This window comes from Luedemannella flava (genome assembly GCF_039528515.1).
In the GTDB taxonomy this organism is placed as follows: Bacteria; Actinomycetota; Actinomycetes; order Mycobacteriales; family Micromonosporaceae; genus Luedemannella; species Luedemannella flava.
This window is the reverse complement of record NZ_BAAALT010000100.1, coordinates 1-13,420: the sequence shown is the minus strand read 5'-3', so window position 1 is coordinate 13,420 and position 13,420 is coordinate 1. Positions and strand designations below refer to the sequence as shown.

At 71.4% G+C, this 13,420-nt stretch carries 14 protein-coding genes; 7 read left to right on the top strand and 7 right to left on the bottom strand.

Annotated features, from left to right (window positions below):
* Window positions 1-8 precede the first annotated feature (8 nt).
* A complete protein-coding gene (locus ABD211_RS17440; protein WP_344132524.1) occupies window positions 9-3,770 on the bottom strand; it encodes an Ig-like domain-containing protein in 3,762 nt (1,253 codons plus the stop codon).
* Window positions 3,771-3,862: 92 nt separating this feature from the next.
* Here ABD211_RS17440 and ABD211_RS17435 point away from each other — a divergent pair, with 92 nt between their 5' ends.
* Window positions 3,863-4,501 carry a GyrI-like domain-containing protein gene (locus ABD211_RS17435; protein ID WP_344132521.1) on the top strand — a complete coding sequence of 213 codons (639 nt, stop codon included), beginning with the start codon at window positions 3,863-3,865 and terminating at the stop codon, window positions 4,499-4,501.
* Window positions 4,502-4,572: 71 nt separating this feature from the next.
* Here the strand turns inward: ABD211_RS17435 and ABD211_RS17430 are convergent, their stop codons facing one another.
* The 4 genes from ABD211_RS17430 to ABD211_RS17415 all read right to left on the bottom strand — a co-directional run bounded on the left by ABD211_RS17430 (window position 4,573) and on the right by ABD211_RS17415 (window position 6,798).
* Window positions 4,573-4,884 carry a hypothetical protein gene (locus tag ABD211_RS17430; RefSeq protein ID WP_344132517.1) on the bottom strand — a complete coding sequence of 104 codons (312 nt, stop codon included), beginning with the start codon at window positions 4,882-4,884 and terminating at the stop codon, window positions 4,573-4,575.
* An 86-nt stretch (window positions 4,885-4,970) separates the two neighbouring features.
* The gene (locus ABD211_RS17425; protein ID WP_344132514.1) at window positions 4,971-5,654 is read right to left on the bottom strand and encodes a hypothetical protein; all 684 of its coding nucleotides are present in this window, start codon (window positions 5,652-5,654) and stop codon (window positions 4,971-4,973) included.
* On the bottom strand, window positions 5,651-6,463 hold the full coding sequence (locus ABD211_RS17420; protein WP_344132511.1) for an ATP-binding cassette domain-containing protein: 813 nt from the start codon (window positions 6,461-6,463) through the stop codon (window positions 5,651-5,653). Before ABD211_RS17420 ends, ABD211_RS17425 begins: the two co-directional genes overlap by 4 nt.
* Window positions 6,460-6,798: a PadR family transcriptional regulator gene (locus tag ABD211_RS17415; RefSeq protein ID WP_344132508.1), complete on the bottom strand. Its 339-nt coding sequence runs from the start codon at window positions 6,796-6,798 to the stop codon at window positions 6,460-6,462. The genes ABD211_RS17420 and ABD211_RS17415 overlap by 4 nt, the downstream gene beginning before the upstream one ends.
* A 136-nt stretch (window positions 6,799-6,934) precedes the next feature.
* On the opposite strand from ABD211_RS17415, the gene ABD211_RS17410 reads away from it, so the two are divergent.
* The 3 genes from ABD211_RS17410 (at window position 6,935) to ABD211_RS17400 (ending at window position 9,147) form a co-directional block, all read left to right on the top strand.
* Window positions 6,935-7,675 carry a VOC family protein gene (locus tag ABD211_RS17410; protein WP_344132505.1) on the top strand — a complete coding sequence of 247 codons (741 nt, stop codon included), beginning with the start codon at window positions 6,935-6,937 and terminating at the stop codon, window positions 7,673-7,675.
* 188 nt (window positions 7,676-7,863) lie between these two features.
* A complete protein-coding gene (locus ABD211_RS17405) occupies window positions 7,864-8,472 on the top strand; it encodes a hypothetical protein (RefSeq protein ID WP_344132502.1) in 609 nt (202 codons plus the stop codon).
* Between the two features lie 63 nt (window positions 8,473-8,535).
* Window positions 8,536-9,147 carry a hypothetical protein gene (locus tag ABD211_RS17400; protein ID WP_344132499.1) on the top strand — a complete coding sequence of 204 codons (612 nt, stop codon included), beginning with the start codon at window positions 8,536-8,538 and terminating at the stop codon, window positions 9,145-9,147.
* Window positions 9,148-9,291: 144 nt separating this feature from the next.
* On the opposite strand, the gene ABD211_RS17395 is transcribed toward ABD211_RS17400, so the two are convergent.
* The gene (locus ABD211_RS17395) at window positions 9,292-9,954 is read right to left on the bottom strand and encodes an SDR family oxidoreductase (RefSeq protein WP_344132496.1); all 663 of its coding nucleotides are present in this window, start codon (window positions 9,952-9,954) and stop codon (window positions 9,292-9,294) included.
* Window positions 9,955-9,964: 10 nt separating this feature from the next.
* Between ABD211_RS17395 and ABD211_RS17390 the strand changes: the two genes are divergently transcribed.
* Window positions 9,965-10,267 carry a hypothetical protein gene (locus ABD211_RS17390; RefSeq protein WP_344132493.1) on the top strand — a complete coding sequence of 101 codons (303 nt, stop codon included), beginning with the start codon at window positions 9,965-9,967 and terminating at the stop codon, window positions 10,265-10,267.
* Here ABD211_RS17390 and ABD211_RS17385 read toward each other — a convergent pair.
* Window positions 10,252-10,803, bottom strand: coding sequence for a hypothetical protein (locus ABD211_RS17385; RefSeq protein ID WP_344132490.1), 552 nt, complete (start codon window positions 10,801-10,803; stop codon window positions 10,252-10,254). The genes ABD211_RS17390 and ABD211_RS17385 overlap by 16 nt on opposite strands.
* Before the next feature lie 57 nt (window positions 10,804-10,860).
* On the opposite strand from ABD211_RS17385, the gene ABD211_RS17380 reads away from it, so the two are divergent.
* Together ABD211_RS17380 and ABD211_RS17375 are read left to right on the top strand one after the other, a co-directional pair.
* Entirely contained in the window at window positions 10,861-12,123 is a 1,263-nt protein-coding gene (locus ABD211_RS17380) for a WD40 repeat domain-containing protein (RefSeq protein WP_344132487.1), read from the top strand.
* A 228-nt stretch (window positions 12,124-12,351) separates the two neighbouring features.
* Window positions 12,352-13,420 (top strand): AAA family ATPase (locus tag ABD211_RS17375; RefSeq protein ID WP_344132484.1); only part of this gene is annotated, 1,069 nt, incomplete at its 3' end.

The following is a 13,420-nucleotide window of genomic DNA, read 5'->3' as shown; positions in this document are numbered from 1 at the left end:
GACAATGATCAGGCACCGGCTCCCTGATCGGTAGCCCGGCGTCGGCGGCGCGTCGGGCGCTGGCGGACGCGGCGCAGGGCGGCGCCGACGAGGATCATGACCAGGCCGCTCAGCAGCAGCGGCGGCAGGTGTTCGCCGGTGGGCGGAAGCTGCGGGGGCGCCGGCGGCGCGGCGGGTGGTGGCGTGGAAGGCGGTGGCGGCGTGGGCGCGCCGGGCGGCGGCGTCGGGGTCGGCCCGGACGGCATCGGCACGATGGTGACCGACATCATCGCCGTGTCGCAGAGGCCGGGCGCCGCGACCGCGCACCGGGCATAGGAGAACGAGTCCGTGCCGAGGAACCCGGGCAGAACCTCGTAGCGGATCAGGCCGTTCGGCAGCACGGTCGCCGTGCCGCGGGTCGGTGGCGTGACGACCACCGGCGGCCCGACGCCCGTGGTCGTGCCGGCCGGGCGGAGGTCCACGTAGGACCGGTGCGTGGTCACCGCCACATTCCCCAGCACCGGGAGTACGCCCACGGTCGCCCCGGCCTGGTCGCATGCCGCGAGGGTGAACGGCGCGCAGACCCGGTACGTGAACAGGTCGTACCCCAGGTACCCGGGCGACGGGATGTACCGGATCGCGCCGGCCTCGACCCTGGCGGTGCCGTGGGCGGGCGCCTGCACGACGACGACGACGCCGAGCTGGCCGGCGTCGTTGGCGGTCACCGGAACGAGGACCGACGTGCCGACCGGCGTCGTGGCGGTGTCGTCGACGGCGTCCGGGCGTACGGCCACGGCGGTGTTGGCGTCCGAGCACGACGTCGGGTCGCCGACCGTGCAGACGCGGACCGGGAACGTGTCCAGTCCGGAGTATCCGGCGTCCGGTTCGTAGTGCAGCATCGTGCCGACGACCGTGGCCGTGCCGTGCGCGGGGTCCGTCACGACCGTGGGCGGGCCGACCGTCCCCAGGTCGTTCGCGGTGACATTCGCCTCCACGGGAACGTTTACCGTGGTCAGGATGGTGTCCGGGATGGCGACGGGCTGGACGATGATGGTCAACTCGGCGGTGGCCTTGTTGCCGTCGATATCCGTCGCGGCGATGCGGAACACGTACCGGCCGCTCACCCCGGGCGGCGGTGTGTAGGTCCAGCTTCCGTTCGCGTCGACGGCCAGGCCGGACGCCCCCGACTCCTGCGTGTACGTAAGGCTCGTGGTCTGCCCGGGATCGGGGTCGGCGCCCACGAAGCTGCCCGAGATCCCGCGGTCCACGATGGTCGACCGGGTCAGGTCGTCCAGGACCGGCGGATGGTTGAACGTCGCGGCCGCATCGACGAAGACGCTCACGGTCGCGTTCGCGCACAGCGCCGGGTCGTTGACGCTGCAGACCTGGTAGAGGAAGGCCTGGCGGCCCGGCGTCGCGGAGGTGAAGGTGATGGTGCGGTCGTCCGGATCCACCGTGGCGGCCGGATCGGTGGTAGTCACCTCGCCGCTGGCGGCGATGTCGTTGGCGAGCACGTCGATGGTCACGGGCGTGCTGATGATGGCGGCGACCGCGTCGGCGTGCGCGACCGGGGACACGCGCAAGGTCACCGTACCGGTGCTGCACAGGGGGACCGGGGCGTTGTCGCAGCCCACCACCGTGAACCTGTCGATGCCGCTGAACCCGGGGTCCGGCTCGTAGACGTAGTTGCCGTCCGGCCACACGGTCGTCGTGCCGTCGTGCGGTGCGGCGCCCAGCCTCGCGGTGACGGTCTGGCCGGTGTTCGGGTCGCTGAGCGGCACGAACCCGAACAGTTTGCTCCCCGCCGGGGTGTCCCGCGTGCGGTCGCCCACCTGCGGCGGGTCGTTCTGGATCCGGACCACGTTCGCCGTCACGGCCGCGCTGTCGCAGACGTCCGTCGAGCCGGCCAGCTCACTGCAGATCCGGTACTGGAACACGTCCGATCCTACGAACCCGGCCGCTGGTGTGTAGGTGACCAGGCGCTGGGCGTTGACGGTCGCGGTTCCGTGCGCCGGTGGCGCGGTGATGACGGGCGGGCCGACGATCCCACGGTCGTTGACGGTTATCGAGGTGGTGATCGGCGAGTCGGGCGTGGTGGTGATGGTCAACCCGTTGGCGACGGGCCGGACCACCATGGTCAGGGTGGCGGTGGCGCACAGCGGCGTCGGGGTGCCGTTGTCGCACGCGGTCACCCCGAACCGGTCGCGACCGGTGAACCCGACGTTGGGCGTGTAGCGGTACACCCCGCTGGTCTGCACGACGGCAGAGCCGTGCTGGGCCGCAGCGCCCCTGGTCCACGTCAGCGGCTGTCCGTCCGGGTCCGACCCGGCGGCCAGGCCGAACACCGCCTGGTCCACGGTCGTCTGCACGGTGGAGGAGACGGCCGTCGGCGGCCGGTTGGCCGTGACCGTGGGGACGACCGTCGTGGTCACCCGGGCGGCGCTGTAGCTGCCGTCGTTGTTGGACGGGTTGGGATCGGCGGTGGCGGCGACCGCCGAGGTCACGTCAAGGAGGGTGCCGGAGGCGGGCGCCACGCCGTCCACGGTCAGCGTGACCGAGCTGCCTGGCGCCAGCGTGCCCAACCCCCAGGTCGCCGTGGTGCCGGAGAGCGCGCCCCCGGCCGAGAGAACAGGGCTGCCCAGCGCCGCCGGCAGGTCGTCGCGGGCCTGCACCGCGGTGGCCGTGGCGGGGCCGAGGTTGGTCACGGTGATCTGGTACCGCATCGGCGCGTTCGCCGTCACCTGGTTCGGGCCGACCTTGGTGGCCACGAGGTCCGCCTGTGGCGGCCCGCTCAGGGAGCAGCCGGTGGGCAGGTACCCCGGGTCGGGCGGGGTCACCGGCGCGCGGATCACGTTCGCGACCGTGCCGCTGGAGACGTCGAAGATCGGCCCGGTCGGCGTGGTGTCCTCGAAGATGACCGGTGCCGCCGCGTCCGTACCCACAAACTGGTTCTGGCTGATCGTGCTGCCGGTGAACCGAAGGCGACCGAAGCCGGTGACCGTGCCGTTGTTGACGAAGCTGTGGCCGAGTGAGGTGCCCGCCGCGTCCTGGCTGACGAGTCCGGAACCGTTGTTGACCAGGGACGCGCCGACCGAGACGACGCCGGAGTTGGTGATCGTGCCGCTGTTGTAGAGGTCGTCACCGACCGTCAACCGGCAGGTGTTGGCGACCGAGGAGCCGCTGTTGAGCCCCAGGCGCGCCGAGACGGTGAGCCGACCGGAGTTCACGATCTGCCCGGAGCCGATGAAGGCGCCGATGGTGGCGGTGCCGCTGTTCTCCAGGCGAGCAGGCGGATTGAAGTTGAGTCCCGGCAGGTCGAGCGTGCCGGCGTTGGTGACGACCGTGCCGTTGCCGAAGACCATGTCGTAGTCGGCGGTGAGCGTCGCGCCCGCGCCGTTGGTCAGCGTCGCCGCGCCGTTGGTGTTGAGGCCGCCCGTGAGGCGCATCGTGCCGTGGTTGTCCAGGACGAAGCCCGTGGCGACGACGGTGGGCGGGTAGACGACGTCGCCGAGGTTGCTGATCGTGCCGGCGGCCCCGTTCACCACCCAGGACGGGCGGAAGCTCGTGCCCGCGGCCACGCAGATGATAGAGCCGCCGGGGAGGCCGTTGACGCCGTTGGTGTACGTCCCACCGGCGTTGAGCAGCACGCCGTCGCCGGCGCCGAGGTCCAGCGGGGTGGACCGGTCGGCGACGGGCGTCGCGCCGGCACACGACGGGACCGGCGCGGCGGCGGCCGGCGCCGGTGGGAGGGCGAACGCGCAGAGGACAAGGACGCGGCCGCACGAAGCCATATAATGCGCCCATTCTCCCACAAAATAGTATTATCATATGTAATGCCTCTCATATAGCGCACGGGATGGCCGCTCAGCGCTACCGTCGGCGTGTGCCGGAGCGCAGCGACGACAAGACGGACTTCAGGAAGACCCTCGACGCCTACCGGGCGCAACGGGGCCGGTTCCGCATCGTCGACGTGCCCGACATGCGGTACCTCATGGTGGACGGCCATGGCGACCCCAACACCTCCACCGCCTTCGCTGAGGCGATCGAGGCGCTCTATCCGGTGGCGTACAAGCTGAAGTTCGCCAGCAAGCGCGGCCTCGGGCGCGACTACGTCGTCCCACCGCTGGAAGGCTTGTGGCGGGCCGAGGACATGGACACGTTCACGACCGCGCGGGACAAGTCACGGTGGGACTGGACGCTGATGCTCATGGTCCCGGCCTGGATCGAGGAGGCCATGTTCGCGACCGCCGTCGAGCAGGCCGGCGCCAAGAAGCGACCGGCGCGTCTGGACGACGTCCGTCTCCAGCTCCTGTCCGAAGGGCGGTGCGTGCAGACGCTGCACGTCGGTTCGTTCGACGACGAGGCCGATGTGCTCGCACACCTGCATCACGAGGTCATCCCCGGCCAGGGGCTCCGCCTGACCGGCACGCACCACGAGATCTACCTCAGCGACTTCCGCAGGGTCGCCCCCGACAAGCGGCGCACCATCCTGAGACAGCCGGTCGAGCCAGCGCCCGCCTAATAACGATCTCCGTGGGTAATCTTGGCACGTAACACGCGGATATCCGCTTGTTTCGTCCCAAGATTGATTGTCTAGGCGAAGGCGGACTCGGCGTGTAGGTGGTCCGTGTAGACCTTCTCGGTGCCGTCCGGGTAGCAGGCGTGGGGGATGACCATGCCGTCCGGGGCGCGGTGGAGGTACATCAGGGTCTCGCCGACCACGGCGTGGCCGTAACCGTCCGCCCGCTTCGCGGCCTGCTTCGCGGCGAGCGGGTGCTGCTCGCGCCACTTGCGCACCTTGTCGGTCATCTTCGGGCTCGCCCCGGCCGCCTCGACCTTGCCGGTCATCTGGTCCACGGCGGCCACGTCGAGCACCTCCACCTGGACGTTCTGACGGCTTCCCACCCGTTGCCCCCTTTGCCGAGCGGTCCGGCGATACGCCGGTTCAGTCGCATTATCGCCGACCTGCAGGGGCGAAATCCGGGCTTCCGTCACACCTGGCGCAGGTGGGGCCGGCGGCGGAGGCGGGCCGACGAGACCACCGCGACGAGGGCCAGCATGACCAGCGTGGCGGCGATGCCGTGCACGCTGCCGCGGACCAGGTAGTCGGTGCCCATGTTGTCGACGGCGTACGTGCCGATCTCGCGGCTGGACCAGAACGGGGTGACCTTGGCGATGGTCGTGGCCGGGTCGATGATCATTTGGAGGGCGACCGCCGTGAGGAGCAGCAGGGTGCCCTCCATCTCGCGGGGGAGCAGGTAGCCGACCAGCATGCCGAGCGGTGCGGCGATGACCACACAGCACAGCATCGCGAGCGAGATGGCGCCGTAGCGCAGCCCGGTCGTGTCGAGGCTGACGAGCAGCAGGAACGGCGCGGCGAGGAGGACGCCGAGCGTCCACAGCCCGACGAGTCGGCCCAGGTAGAGGTCGTGGGCGCGGTAGCCGGCCAGGCGCAGCCGCGGCTCGATCGAACGCGCCCCGATGGTGGAGAACAGCGCCGCCGTGCTCACCGCCCAGCCGATGCCGATGAACAGCGACCGGATCGACTGCCCGATGTACTGGTCGCGGCGGATCAGGTAGAAGGCCAGCGGCAGCAACAGCAGCAGGGCGATCACGCCGCGCCGCCGCGCGAGCTCCCGCAGTGTCATCTCGGCGACCGTCAACAGTCGTTTCACGAGTTCGCCTCCGTCAGGTCGAGCACGATGTCCACCTGGTCGAGTTCGTTCAGCATGTGGGTCACGACGACGATCGCCTTGCCGTCGTCGCGCAGGCGCCACAGCTGCTGCCACAGGTTCACGTAGGCGCCGCGGTCGAAGCCCTGGTACGGCTCGTCGAGGAGCAGCACGTCCGGCTCCGTCAGCGTCGACATGACGAGGTTGAGCTTCTGCCGGGTGCCGCCGGACAGTTGCCCGGCGAGGGTCGCGCCGACGTCCTGCCAGCCGAGCTCACCCGCCCGCGCGCGGCCGGCCGTCCGGGAACGGTCGCGGGTGAGTCCCTTGCCGGCGCCGACCAGCGCGAAGTGCTCGTCCGGCAGCAGGTACGGCGCGGTGCCGCCGTCCTGGGGCGAGTGGGACAACGTGCCGTGCACGGTGACGGTGCCCGCGTCGGGGCTGATCAGGCCGGCGCAGATGTTCAGCAGCGTGCTCTTGCCGCAGCCGTTGGCGCCGACGACCGCAGCGATCTGCCCAGCCCGTACGGTCAGGTTGACGTCGCGCAGCACCTGGCGGCGGCCGTACCGCTTGGTGATGCCGTCCGCCTGGAGGCGGACCGGGCCGACCGGTCGGGCGTGCGAGGCCGGACCCCGGAGGCTCTCCGCGACGGCGGCCGCGTAGCGCTCGGGGGCGCCGAAGGCGCGGTACGGGTCCTCCGCGCTGTCGCGCAGGTGGGCGCGGACGTCGGCGACGACCGTCGCCACCTGGGGATCGGCGAGCCCTTGCCGGCGCAGCTCGCCGGCCAGCAGCGCCAGCCACGGTTCCGCGTTCATGGGCCGCCTCCCTCGTCCAGCAGCTTGGCCACGCTGGCGGCGAAGCCGAGCCAGTCCTCGCCGTCGCGGGCCAGGCAGTCCCGGCCGGCGTCGGTGATCCGGTAGTACTTGCGCGCGGGACCTCCGTCGCCCTCCTGCCACCGGGTGGTGACGCAGCCGGTGCGCTGCAGGCGCAGCAGCACCGGATAGAGCGTGCCGCCCTGGATGGCACCGAGCCCGGCCCGTTCCAACGCCTGGCCCAGCTCGTACCCGTACGACTCGTCGCGGGCCAGCAGGGCCAGCACGCACAGGTCGAGGATGCCCCGCAACCACTGGTTACGGCGGTCGAGGTCCACGGCCGAGAGCATAGGGGGACCAGCTATGTTGCGCAACAACCTAGTCGTGCAGGTAGTGCGCGACGCCCCGAAATTCGGCTGCGGTTGACCTCGAGGGCTCTCTACGCTCGGCGTTTCCGAGGGGTCGGGGGTCGTCATGACGTGTCACCTGTACGCGGTCAGCTTCGACGCGGGCGAGCCGCTGGCCCTGGCGCGGTTCTGGTCCGGGGTCCTGGGGTGGGACCTGGTCGACGACCCACGCGACGGCGTCGCCGTCCTGCCCCGCGATGACACCGGGTTCCGGCTGCGGTTCCTGCCGAGCCAGGAACAGAAACTGGGCCAGAATCAGATCCACTTCGATCTGACGAGTACGTCCCTGGAAGAGCAGCAGGCGACCGTTGCCAGGGCGCTGGAGTTGGGTGGCCGGCACATCGACATCGGCCAGGGGCCGGACGACGGCCAGGTCGTGCTCGCCGACCCTGAGGGCAACGAGTTCTGCGTCATCGAGCCCGGCAACAACTTCCTCGCCGACTGCGGGTTCATCGGCGCGGTCAACTGCGACGGCTCGCAGCAGGTCGGGTACTTCTGGAGTGAGGCTCTCGGCTGGCCGCTGGTCTGGGACCAGGACGAGGAGACCGCGATCCAGTCGCCGCGCGGCGGCTCGAAGATGGCGTGGGGCGGCCCGCCGTACCTGCCGAGGCTGGGCAGGAACCGGCTGCACCTCGACATCGCCCCGCCCGCCGACGGCGACCAGCAGGCCGAGGTCGAGCGCCTGCTCGCCCTCGGCGCGACGCGCCTGGACATCGGCCAGGGCGACGTCAGCTGGGTTGTGCTGGCCGACCCCGACGGCAACGAGTTCTGCGTGCTCACGCCCCGTGCGACACTTCCTCTCCGCTGAGGGGGAGGAAGCACGGTATGACGCACACGGGGGACGGGGCTGGCGCGCCCGAGGACTGGTCCGATTTGCCACCGCCCGGTCAGGGCATCCGAGGCGGTCTCGTCGTCGTCGCCGCCGTGAGCGTCGTACTCCTGGTGGTATGCGCCTTTGCGGCCGGCATCTTCGTTTGGGCCAATATGCGGCAATCGGTGCCGAATGCCGCTGCGCCGGTCGTGCGCAACTATCCCAGCGCGAGCGCGCCCGCCGCGAGCGCGCCCGCGACCGAGGCACCCGTGGAGGACGGGCCGCGGGCCAGCGCGTACCCGGCGAAGGACATCACGGACCTCAACCGCGTGTGCGACGAGAGCGTCTACTACCCGGAGCTGCCCAAGCGCGCGGGCAAGGCCCCGCATCCGGTGGTGCTCCTCGTCGACGACGGGGTCGGATTCGGCGGCCGAATCCAGGACAATGGGTACCATTCGTCGCTGGGCTACTCGAAGTCGCTCGACCGGACCTGGACGCCGGCGGACCCGAAGAACGTGCAGTTGGTCGCCTGCCTGGACCGGGTGAGCGCGGGCTCGAAGATCCGTAACTGCACGTTCGACGACCCGGACCCCGTCACCGCCTCGCTGGTGCGCGCCGGTTGGCGCCTTCGGGTGTACGAGGCGGCGACCGGCCGCAAGCTGCTGGACAGGAAGCTGTCGGGCGACGACCACGCCTGCCCGTTCGTCGTCCTCGTCGGCCCCGACAAGAAGATCTACGCCAGCGTCAGCGACCGCGTCGTCATCGCGGCCCTGCGCGACCTGGTGAACAGATAACGGATGGACGGTCTGAACGCTCTTGCCGAGGCGCGCCGGCATCACCGGGGGAAGGTGAACGACGTGCTTCGTCGCCCCGGCATGTACGGCGGGGACGAGGTCGCCGAGCTGCTCCTGTTCGAGGCGATGGCAGCCGTTGACGGGGTGTTGGAGCGCTGGACGGCCGAGCGGGAGTCGCTGCGCGCGAGCGGCCTGTGCCTGCCGACGGGCGTGCGGGGCGCCTACGGCGACATCCTGCCGGCGCTGGGGCTGCGCGACGCGGTCGCCTCCGTGTATGCGCAGGTCGCCCACCGCTTGGGTTGGCTCGACCTCGACCGGGCGTTATCGCCGACGGAGTTCCGGCGGCTGCGGGCCGAGGTCGAGGACTGGGTGCGACGGGACCGGACAGCGACCGAGCTGACGGAGACGTTCGGGCGTCCCTCAGTTCGGATCGGCGGCCGGAACCCGTTCTATCCCCACACTTTGGTGTACGCCACGGAGGACGGTGGCGCCGACCTCATCTGCTTCCACCTCTGGAACTCCCTGGCGGACGCGGAACCGGGCACCGGCCCGCGTGGGGTGTACCCCGAGCCGGTGGTGCTCGCCGTACGTCACCGGGCCGGACCCTTCGCCGACGCGTTCTCCTTCACGCCGGAGGGGACCCGACGCCGTCCGGAAGTGGCGACGGCCACATGAGCTGAACCCACAGGGGTCCATGTCACGCCGTATTCCGTGTTGCATCAAATGTGCAGCACAGGTTCCACAGCAGTTCAGCGTTCGTGCAGTGGCCCATCGCGGCAACTTCGCCTTCGTCGCTGGACGTCTCCAGTCGGTTCGTTCTCACCGGGCCGCCGCGAGCCACTCGCGGTAGGTGGTCGTGGCGAGTACGGCGTCTTCTTTGGCGATGAGCGCGTCGCCCGGCGCGGCGGCGAACATGCCGGCGCCGGGATCGGTGACGACGGCGCGGTGGTCGCCCCGCGCGGCGAGGGTGATCCTGCCCAGCTCGTCGAGCGGGAAGACCTCCGGGCCGGCGACGTTGCGGGTGCCGTTCAGCGGCGCGCCCACGCTCACGTCGGCCACCGCCCGGGCGACCTCGGCGGCGGCCATGGGCTGCACGGGCGTGGCGGGCAGGCGGACCGTGGTGTCATCGGCGGCCCACGTCAGCACCGTCGCAATGAACTCGAAGAACTGCGTGGCGCGGACGACCGAGTACGGCACCGGGCCGGCCTTGAGGATGTCCTCCTGCAGCACCTTGGCCCGGTAGTAGACCCGGTCGGGCACCAGGTCGGCGCCCACGATCGAGAGCACGACGGCATGGCCGACACCGGCGTCGCGGGCGGCGGCGAGCATGTTGTCCATGGTCGTCCGGAAGAACCCGGGCGACGCGTCGTCGAACGTGGGCGAGTTCGTCAGGTTGACCACGACGTCAGCTCCCGCCAACGCCTCGGCCAGACCGGTCCCGGCGAGCAGGTCCACGCCGACAGCGCCGACGCAGGCGGCCATACTCTGACGCGTGACGACGAAGCGGTTGATCGACAAGGTCCGGCGGGACTTCGCGCCGGAGGAGTCGGAGATCCTGCTCGGGTTCCTGGCCGAGTTCGACGGGCTCGACCCCGACGAGGTCGGCGCCGAGCGGCTGCAGGCGGCGATCGTGCTGGGCGCCCGGGGCGACAGCCGACGCTTCCTGCAGATGCTCGTCATCGCCCGCGGTGACTGGCGCGACGCCCTGGTGGTCGGCGGACTCGCGAACGACGACTGGCCCGACCGCCTGGCCGACGCGCTCGCGGCTCGTGACGGCGCTCAGTCGCCGCTGTGACCGCCGAAGTAGATGAAGGCCGGCCTGTCACCGTCGTGGGCGACGAGGTACGCGCCCTGGTCACGGCCGAAGCCGTCGATCCCGCACCGGCCGACGGCCTCCTCGACGGCGGCCACGCTGGGCCGCCGGGTGCCGAACAGCTCGTCGAGGGTCTCGCCCGGTAGCGGCGTCACAAGGCGTTCGCCCGGTTCATCCCCGACGCCGACCATGTCGATGACGGAGTGGGTCCCCGAGAACGGCTGGGCGTCCAGCAGCGTGTCCGGACCTGTGACCTTGACGTGCGCCGCGCGCCATTCCTCGCGGATCTCCGAGTCCTCGGGCTCCCAGGCCTCGTCCAAAAGCTCCTGCGGCAGGTCGGCCAGCATGTCGGCCATGTGCCTGGCGACGTACTCCTCCTCGGTCATCGCCAGGGCCTCCGCGCTCGGCTCGTCGCGGCAGAAATCACCCCTGTCGTACGCGTCCTGCCGCGCCTGCCGCAAGGCCGCGCGAACATCACTCTGGTACGGCGTCCGCGCGCTCCACCACGAGGCACCCATGTCGCTCTCCCTCCCGAGGGACCGTCATCTAACCACCACTACCGGTACGGTGTCGCGATGGCTGACGTGGAGATCATGGCGCGGGTCGGGGTCGGTGGCGGGGCGCCCGTGGAGCGGTTGGTGTGCCATCCGCGGCTGCCGTTCGTCGCCGGCCTGAGTTCGGCCCGCCCGATGGTCCACGTGTGGGGCTGCGAGGGCGGCGAGCTGCGCGAACTCGGGACGGTCGGCGGCGACGCGGCCGACTACGACGACGTCGTCGGCTGGGAGCGGATCACCCGGACGCCGGGCGTGGCATGGCACCCGGACGAACCGCTGCTGCTCGTGGCGAGCGAGGGCACCGTGACGCGGTGGACCCCCGCAGGCATCTCCGCGCTCGACGGCCTCCCACCCGCCGCCGCGTACCGCCGCCTGGCGTTCAGCCCGGACGGTCGGACGCTGTGGGCGATGCCGTCGGCGTCGGACGCCGAGGACGACGACAACGACTGGGGCGCCTCCGACACGATCGACCTCGGGACGGGGAAGGTCGCGCCCGCCCGGTGGTGGGACACCGGGATCGCCGCGCATCCCGGCGGCGGTCTCGTGCTCACCTACCGCAGCGACCAGGGCGCGACGCTCGGCCTCTTCGCGCGGGTCACGCAGGATGGTGCCATGCGCACCCTGCGCCGAGCGCTGATCCTCGACGTCGACGGGTACGAGGAACCGATCTTCAGCCGGGACGGTCGGCACTTCGCGATCCGTGGCAACGCGTACGACCAGACGCTGGAGGTGTTCAACTTCCCCTCCCTCGAACGTGTCCTCGGCACCATCCTCGGCGACCCGAACCCCGGCTACCCGTACCCGGACGAGTGGGTCGAGCAGATGCGTGCCTGGTCGCGCCACAACACCGCGTTCGGCGCCGAGCCGGGCGTGCTGTGGATCGGCACGCCGGACGGGGAGCTTCTGCGTCTCGACGTCACCGACCAGGAAGCCGACCAGCACGACGTACTGGCCGGCTCCCCGGTGACCGCGTTGGCCGCCATGGCGACGGGCGAACTTGTGGTCGCCAGCGGTGGCGGTGAACTCGTGCTCGTGTCGGTGCCCGCTGGCGCGGCGGCGCCCCGTGACGCCGCCGCGCTGCGGGCCCTGGTCACGACGTTCGTGGACAGCACCTCGGACGTCCCGGACGACGATGAGGACCTGGAGGAGCACCTCGTCGTCACGGACGGCACGCGGACCTGGGAGATGAGCGACTGGGAGTCGGTGCTCTCCGCAGAGGACACGGACCCCACCTGGCTGCAGCTCCAGGCAGCCATCAACAACGCGCGCGACCAGGAGAAATGACGCCCCGTTACCAGTCGACAGGGGTGCGGGCCTGGTGTACCGCCATGGCCCGGGCGACCGCGACCGCCTCTGATGATCGTGTCGTGGTCCCGTCATCCGCTCCCCTCCGGTGTGGACGGTGGCCGAGCCTAGGAGGCAAAACCGCAGGTCAACAGGGCTTTTTGGCCGAGTGCCAGGGGGTGTTGAGTTCGGTACGATATGGACAGCCGCAACCTCGGAGCAGACCATATGGCGCGCCAGAGCGAGGTCCAGCCGCCGCTGCGTGGACGGGCAGCGGAGACCGCTGCCCTCGCCTCGGTGCTCGCGGCCGCCCGCGCGGGCGACGGCGCGGCGCTCATCCTGGTCGGCGCGACCGGCACCGGAAAGTCCGCGCTGCTCTCGGCGGCCGCCGCCGAGGCCGACGGTTTCCTGGTGCTCGCCACGTCCGGGTCGCCCAACGAGACCGACCTGCCGTACGCGGGCCTGCGACGCCTCCTCGACCCGGTGACGGGGGAGGAGACGAGCCCTGCGGGCGCGTTGGCGCTGCTGCGCCAGCAGGAGCGGATCCTGGTTATCGTCGACGACGTCCACCACCTTGACCGAGCATCCGCCGACACCCTGTCGTACCTGGCCCGGCGCCTGGACAACACCGCGATCGGCATGGTCCTCGCCCTTGACCCGGCCGACGGCGGCGACGTCCTGGACCGGACGATCCCGCGCCGGACGCTGCCCCCGCTCGACGAGCGGGCCGGCCGCGCGCTGCTCGACGACCTGTCACCCGGCGGGCTCGCCGGCGACGTGGCGGACGCGCTCGTGGCGATCGCCGCGGGCAACCCGCTCGCCCTGGTGGACCTGGCCCGGTCGCTGACGCCCGAGCAGGTCCGCGGCGAGCAGGCCCCGCCGGTCACGCTGCCCCCGGGCAGCCGCCTGCTCGCCGCGCACCGCGACCGCCTCAGCGCGCTGCCGCCCGCGGCCCGGTGGCTGACGCTGCTGGTGGCGGCGGACGAGGAACTCACCACCCACGAACTGGCCGACGCGGCGCGACGCTCCGCGACCGACCTGCGCGCACTGGACGCGGCCGTGGCGGCCGGGATCGTCCGCGTCGATGCGGACCGCGTACTCGTGAATGATCCTCTGCTGCGCCAGGTCGCCTATCACGACGCCGGGCTGGCCGACCGGCTCGCCGCCCATCGCGTACTCGCCGACGTCACCGCCGGCGGCGTCGACCGGCTGCGGCACCTGCTGCACCGGGCGGACGCGCCGGACGGGCGGGACACGCGGCCGGCGCGGCTGCTCGCGCGGGCGGCCAGGGCGGGGC

What these genes read in the sequence shown, in the direction of transcription:
- ABD211_RS17440 (WP_344132524.1), bottom strand. Translation starts at nt 3,770, where the DNA reads ATGGCTTCGTGCGGCCGCGTCCTTGTCCTCTGCGCGTTCGCCCTCCCA.
- ABD211_RS17420 (WP_344132511.1), bottom strand. Translation starts at nt 6,463, where the DNA reads ATGAACGCGGAACCGTGGCTGGCGCTGCTGGCCGGCGAGCTGCGCCGG.
- ABD211_RS17410 (WP_344132505.1), top strand. Translation starts at nt 6,935, where the DNA reads ATGACGTGTCACCTGTACGCGGTCAGCTTCGACGCGGGCGAGCCGCTG.
- ABD211_RS17395 (WP_344132496.1), bottom strand. Translation starts at nt 9,954, where the DNA reads ATGGCCGCCTGCGTCGGCGCTGTCGGCGTGGACCTGCTCGCCGGGACC.
- ABD211_RS17385 (WP_344132490.1), bottom strand. Translation starts at nt 10,803, where the DNA reads ATGGGTGCCTCGTGGTGGAGCGCGCGGACGCCGTACCAGAGTGATGTT.
- ABD211_RS17380 (WP_344132487.1), top strand. Translation starts at nt 10,861, where the DNA reads ATGGCTGACGTGGAGATCATGGCGCGGGTCGGGGTCGGTGGCGGGGCG.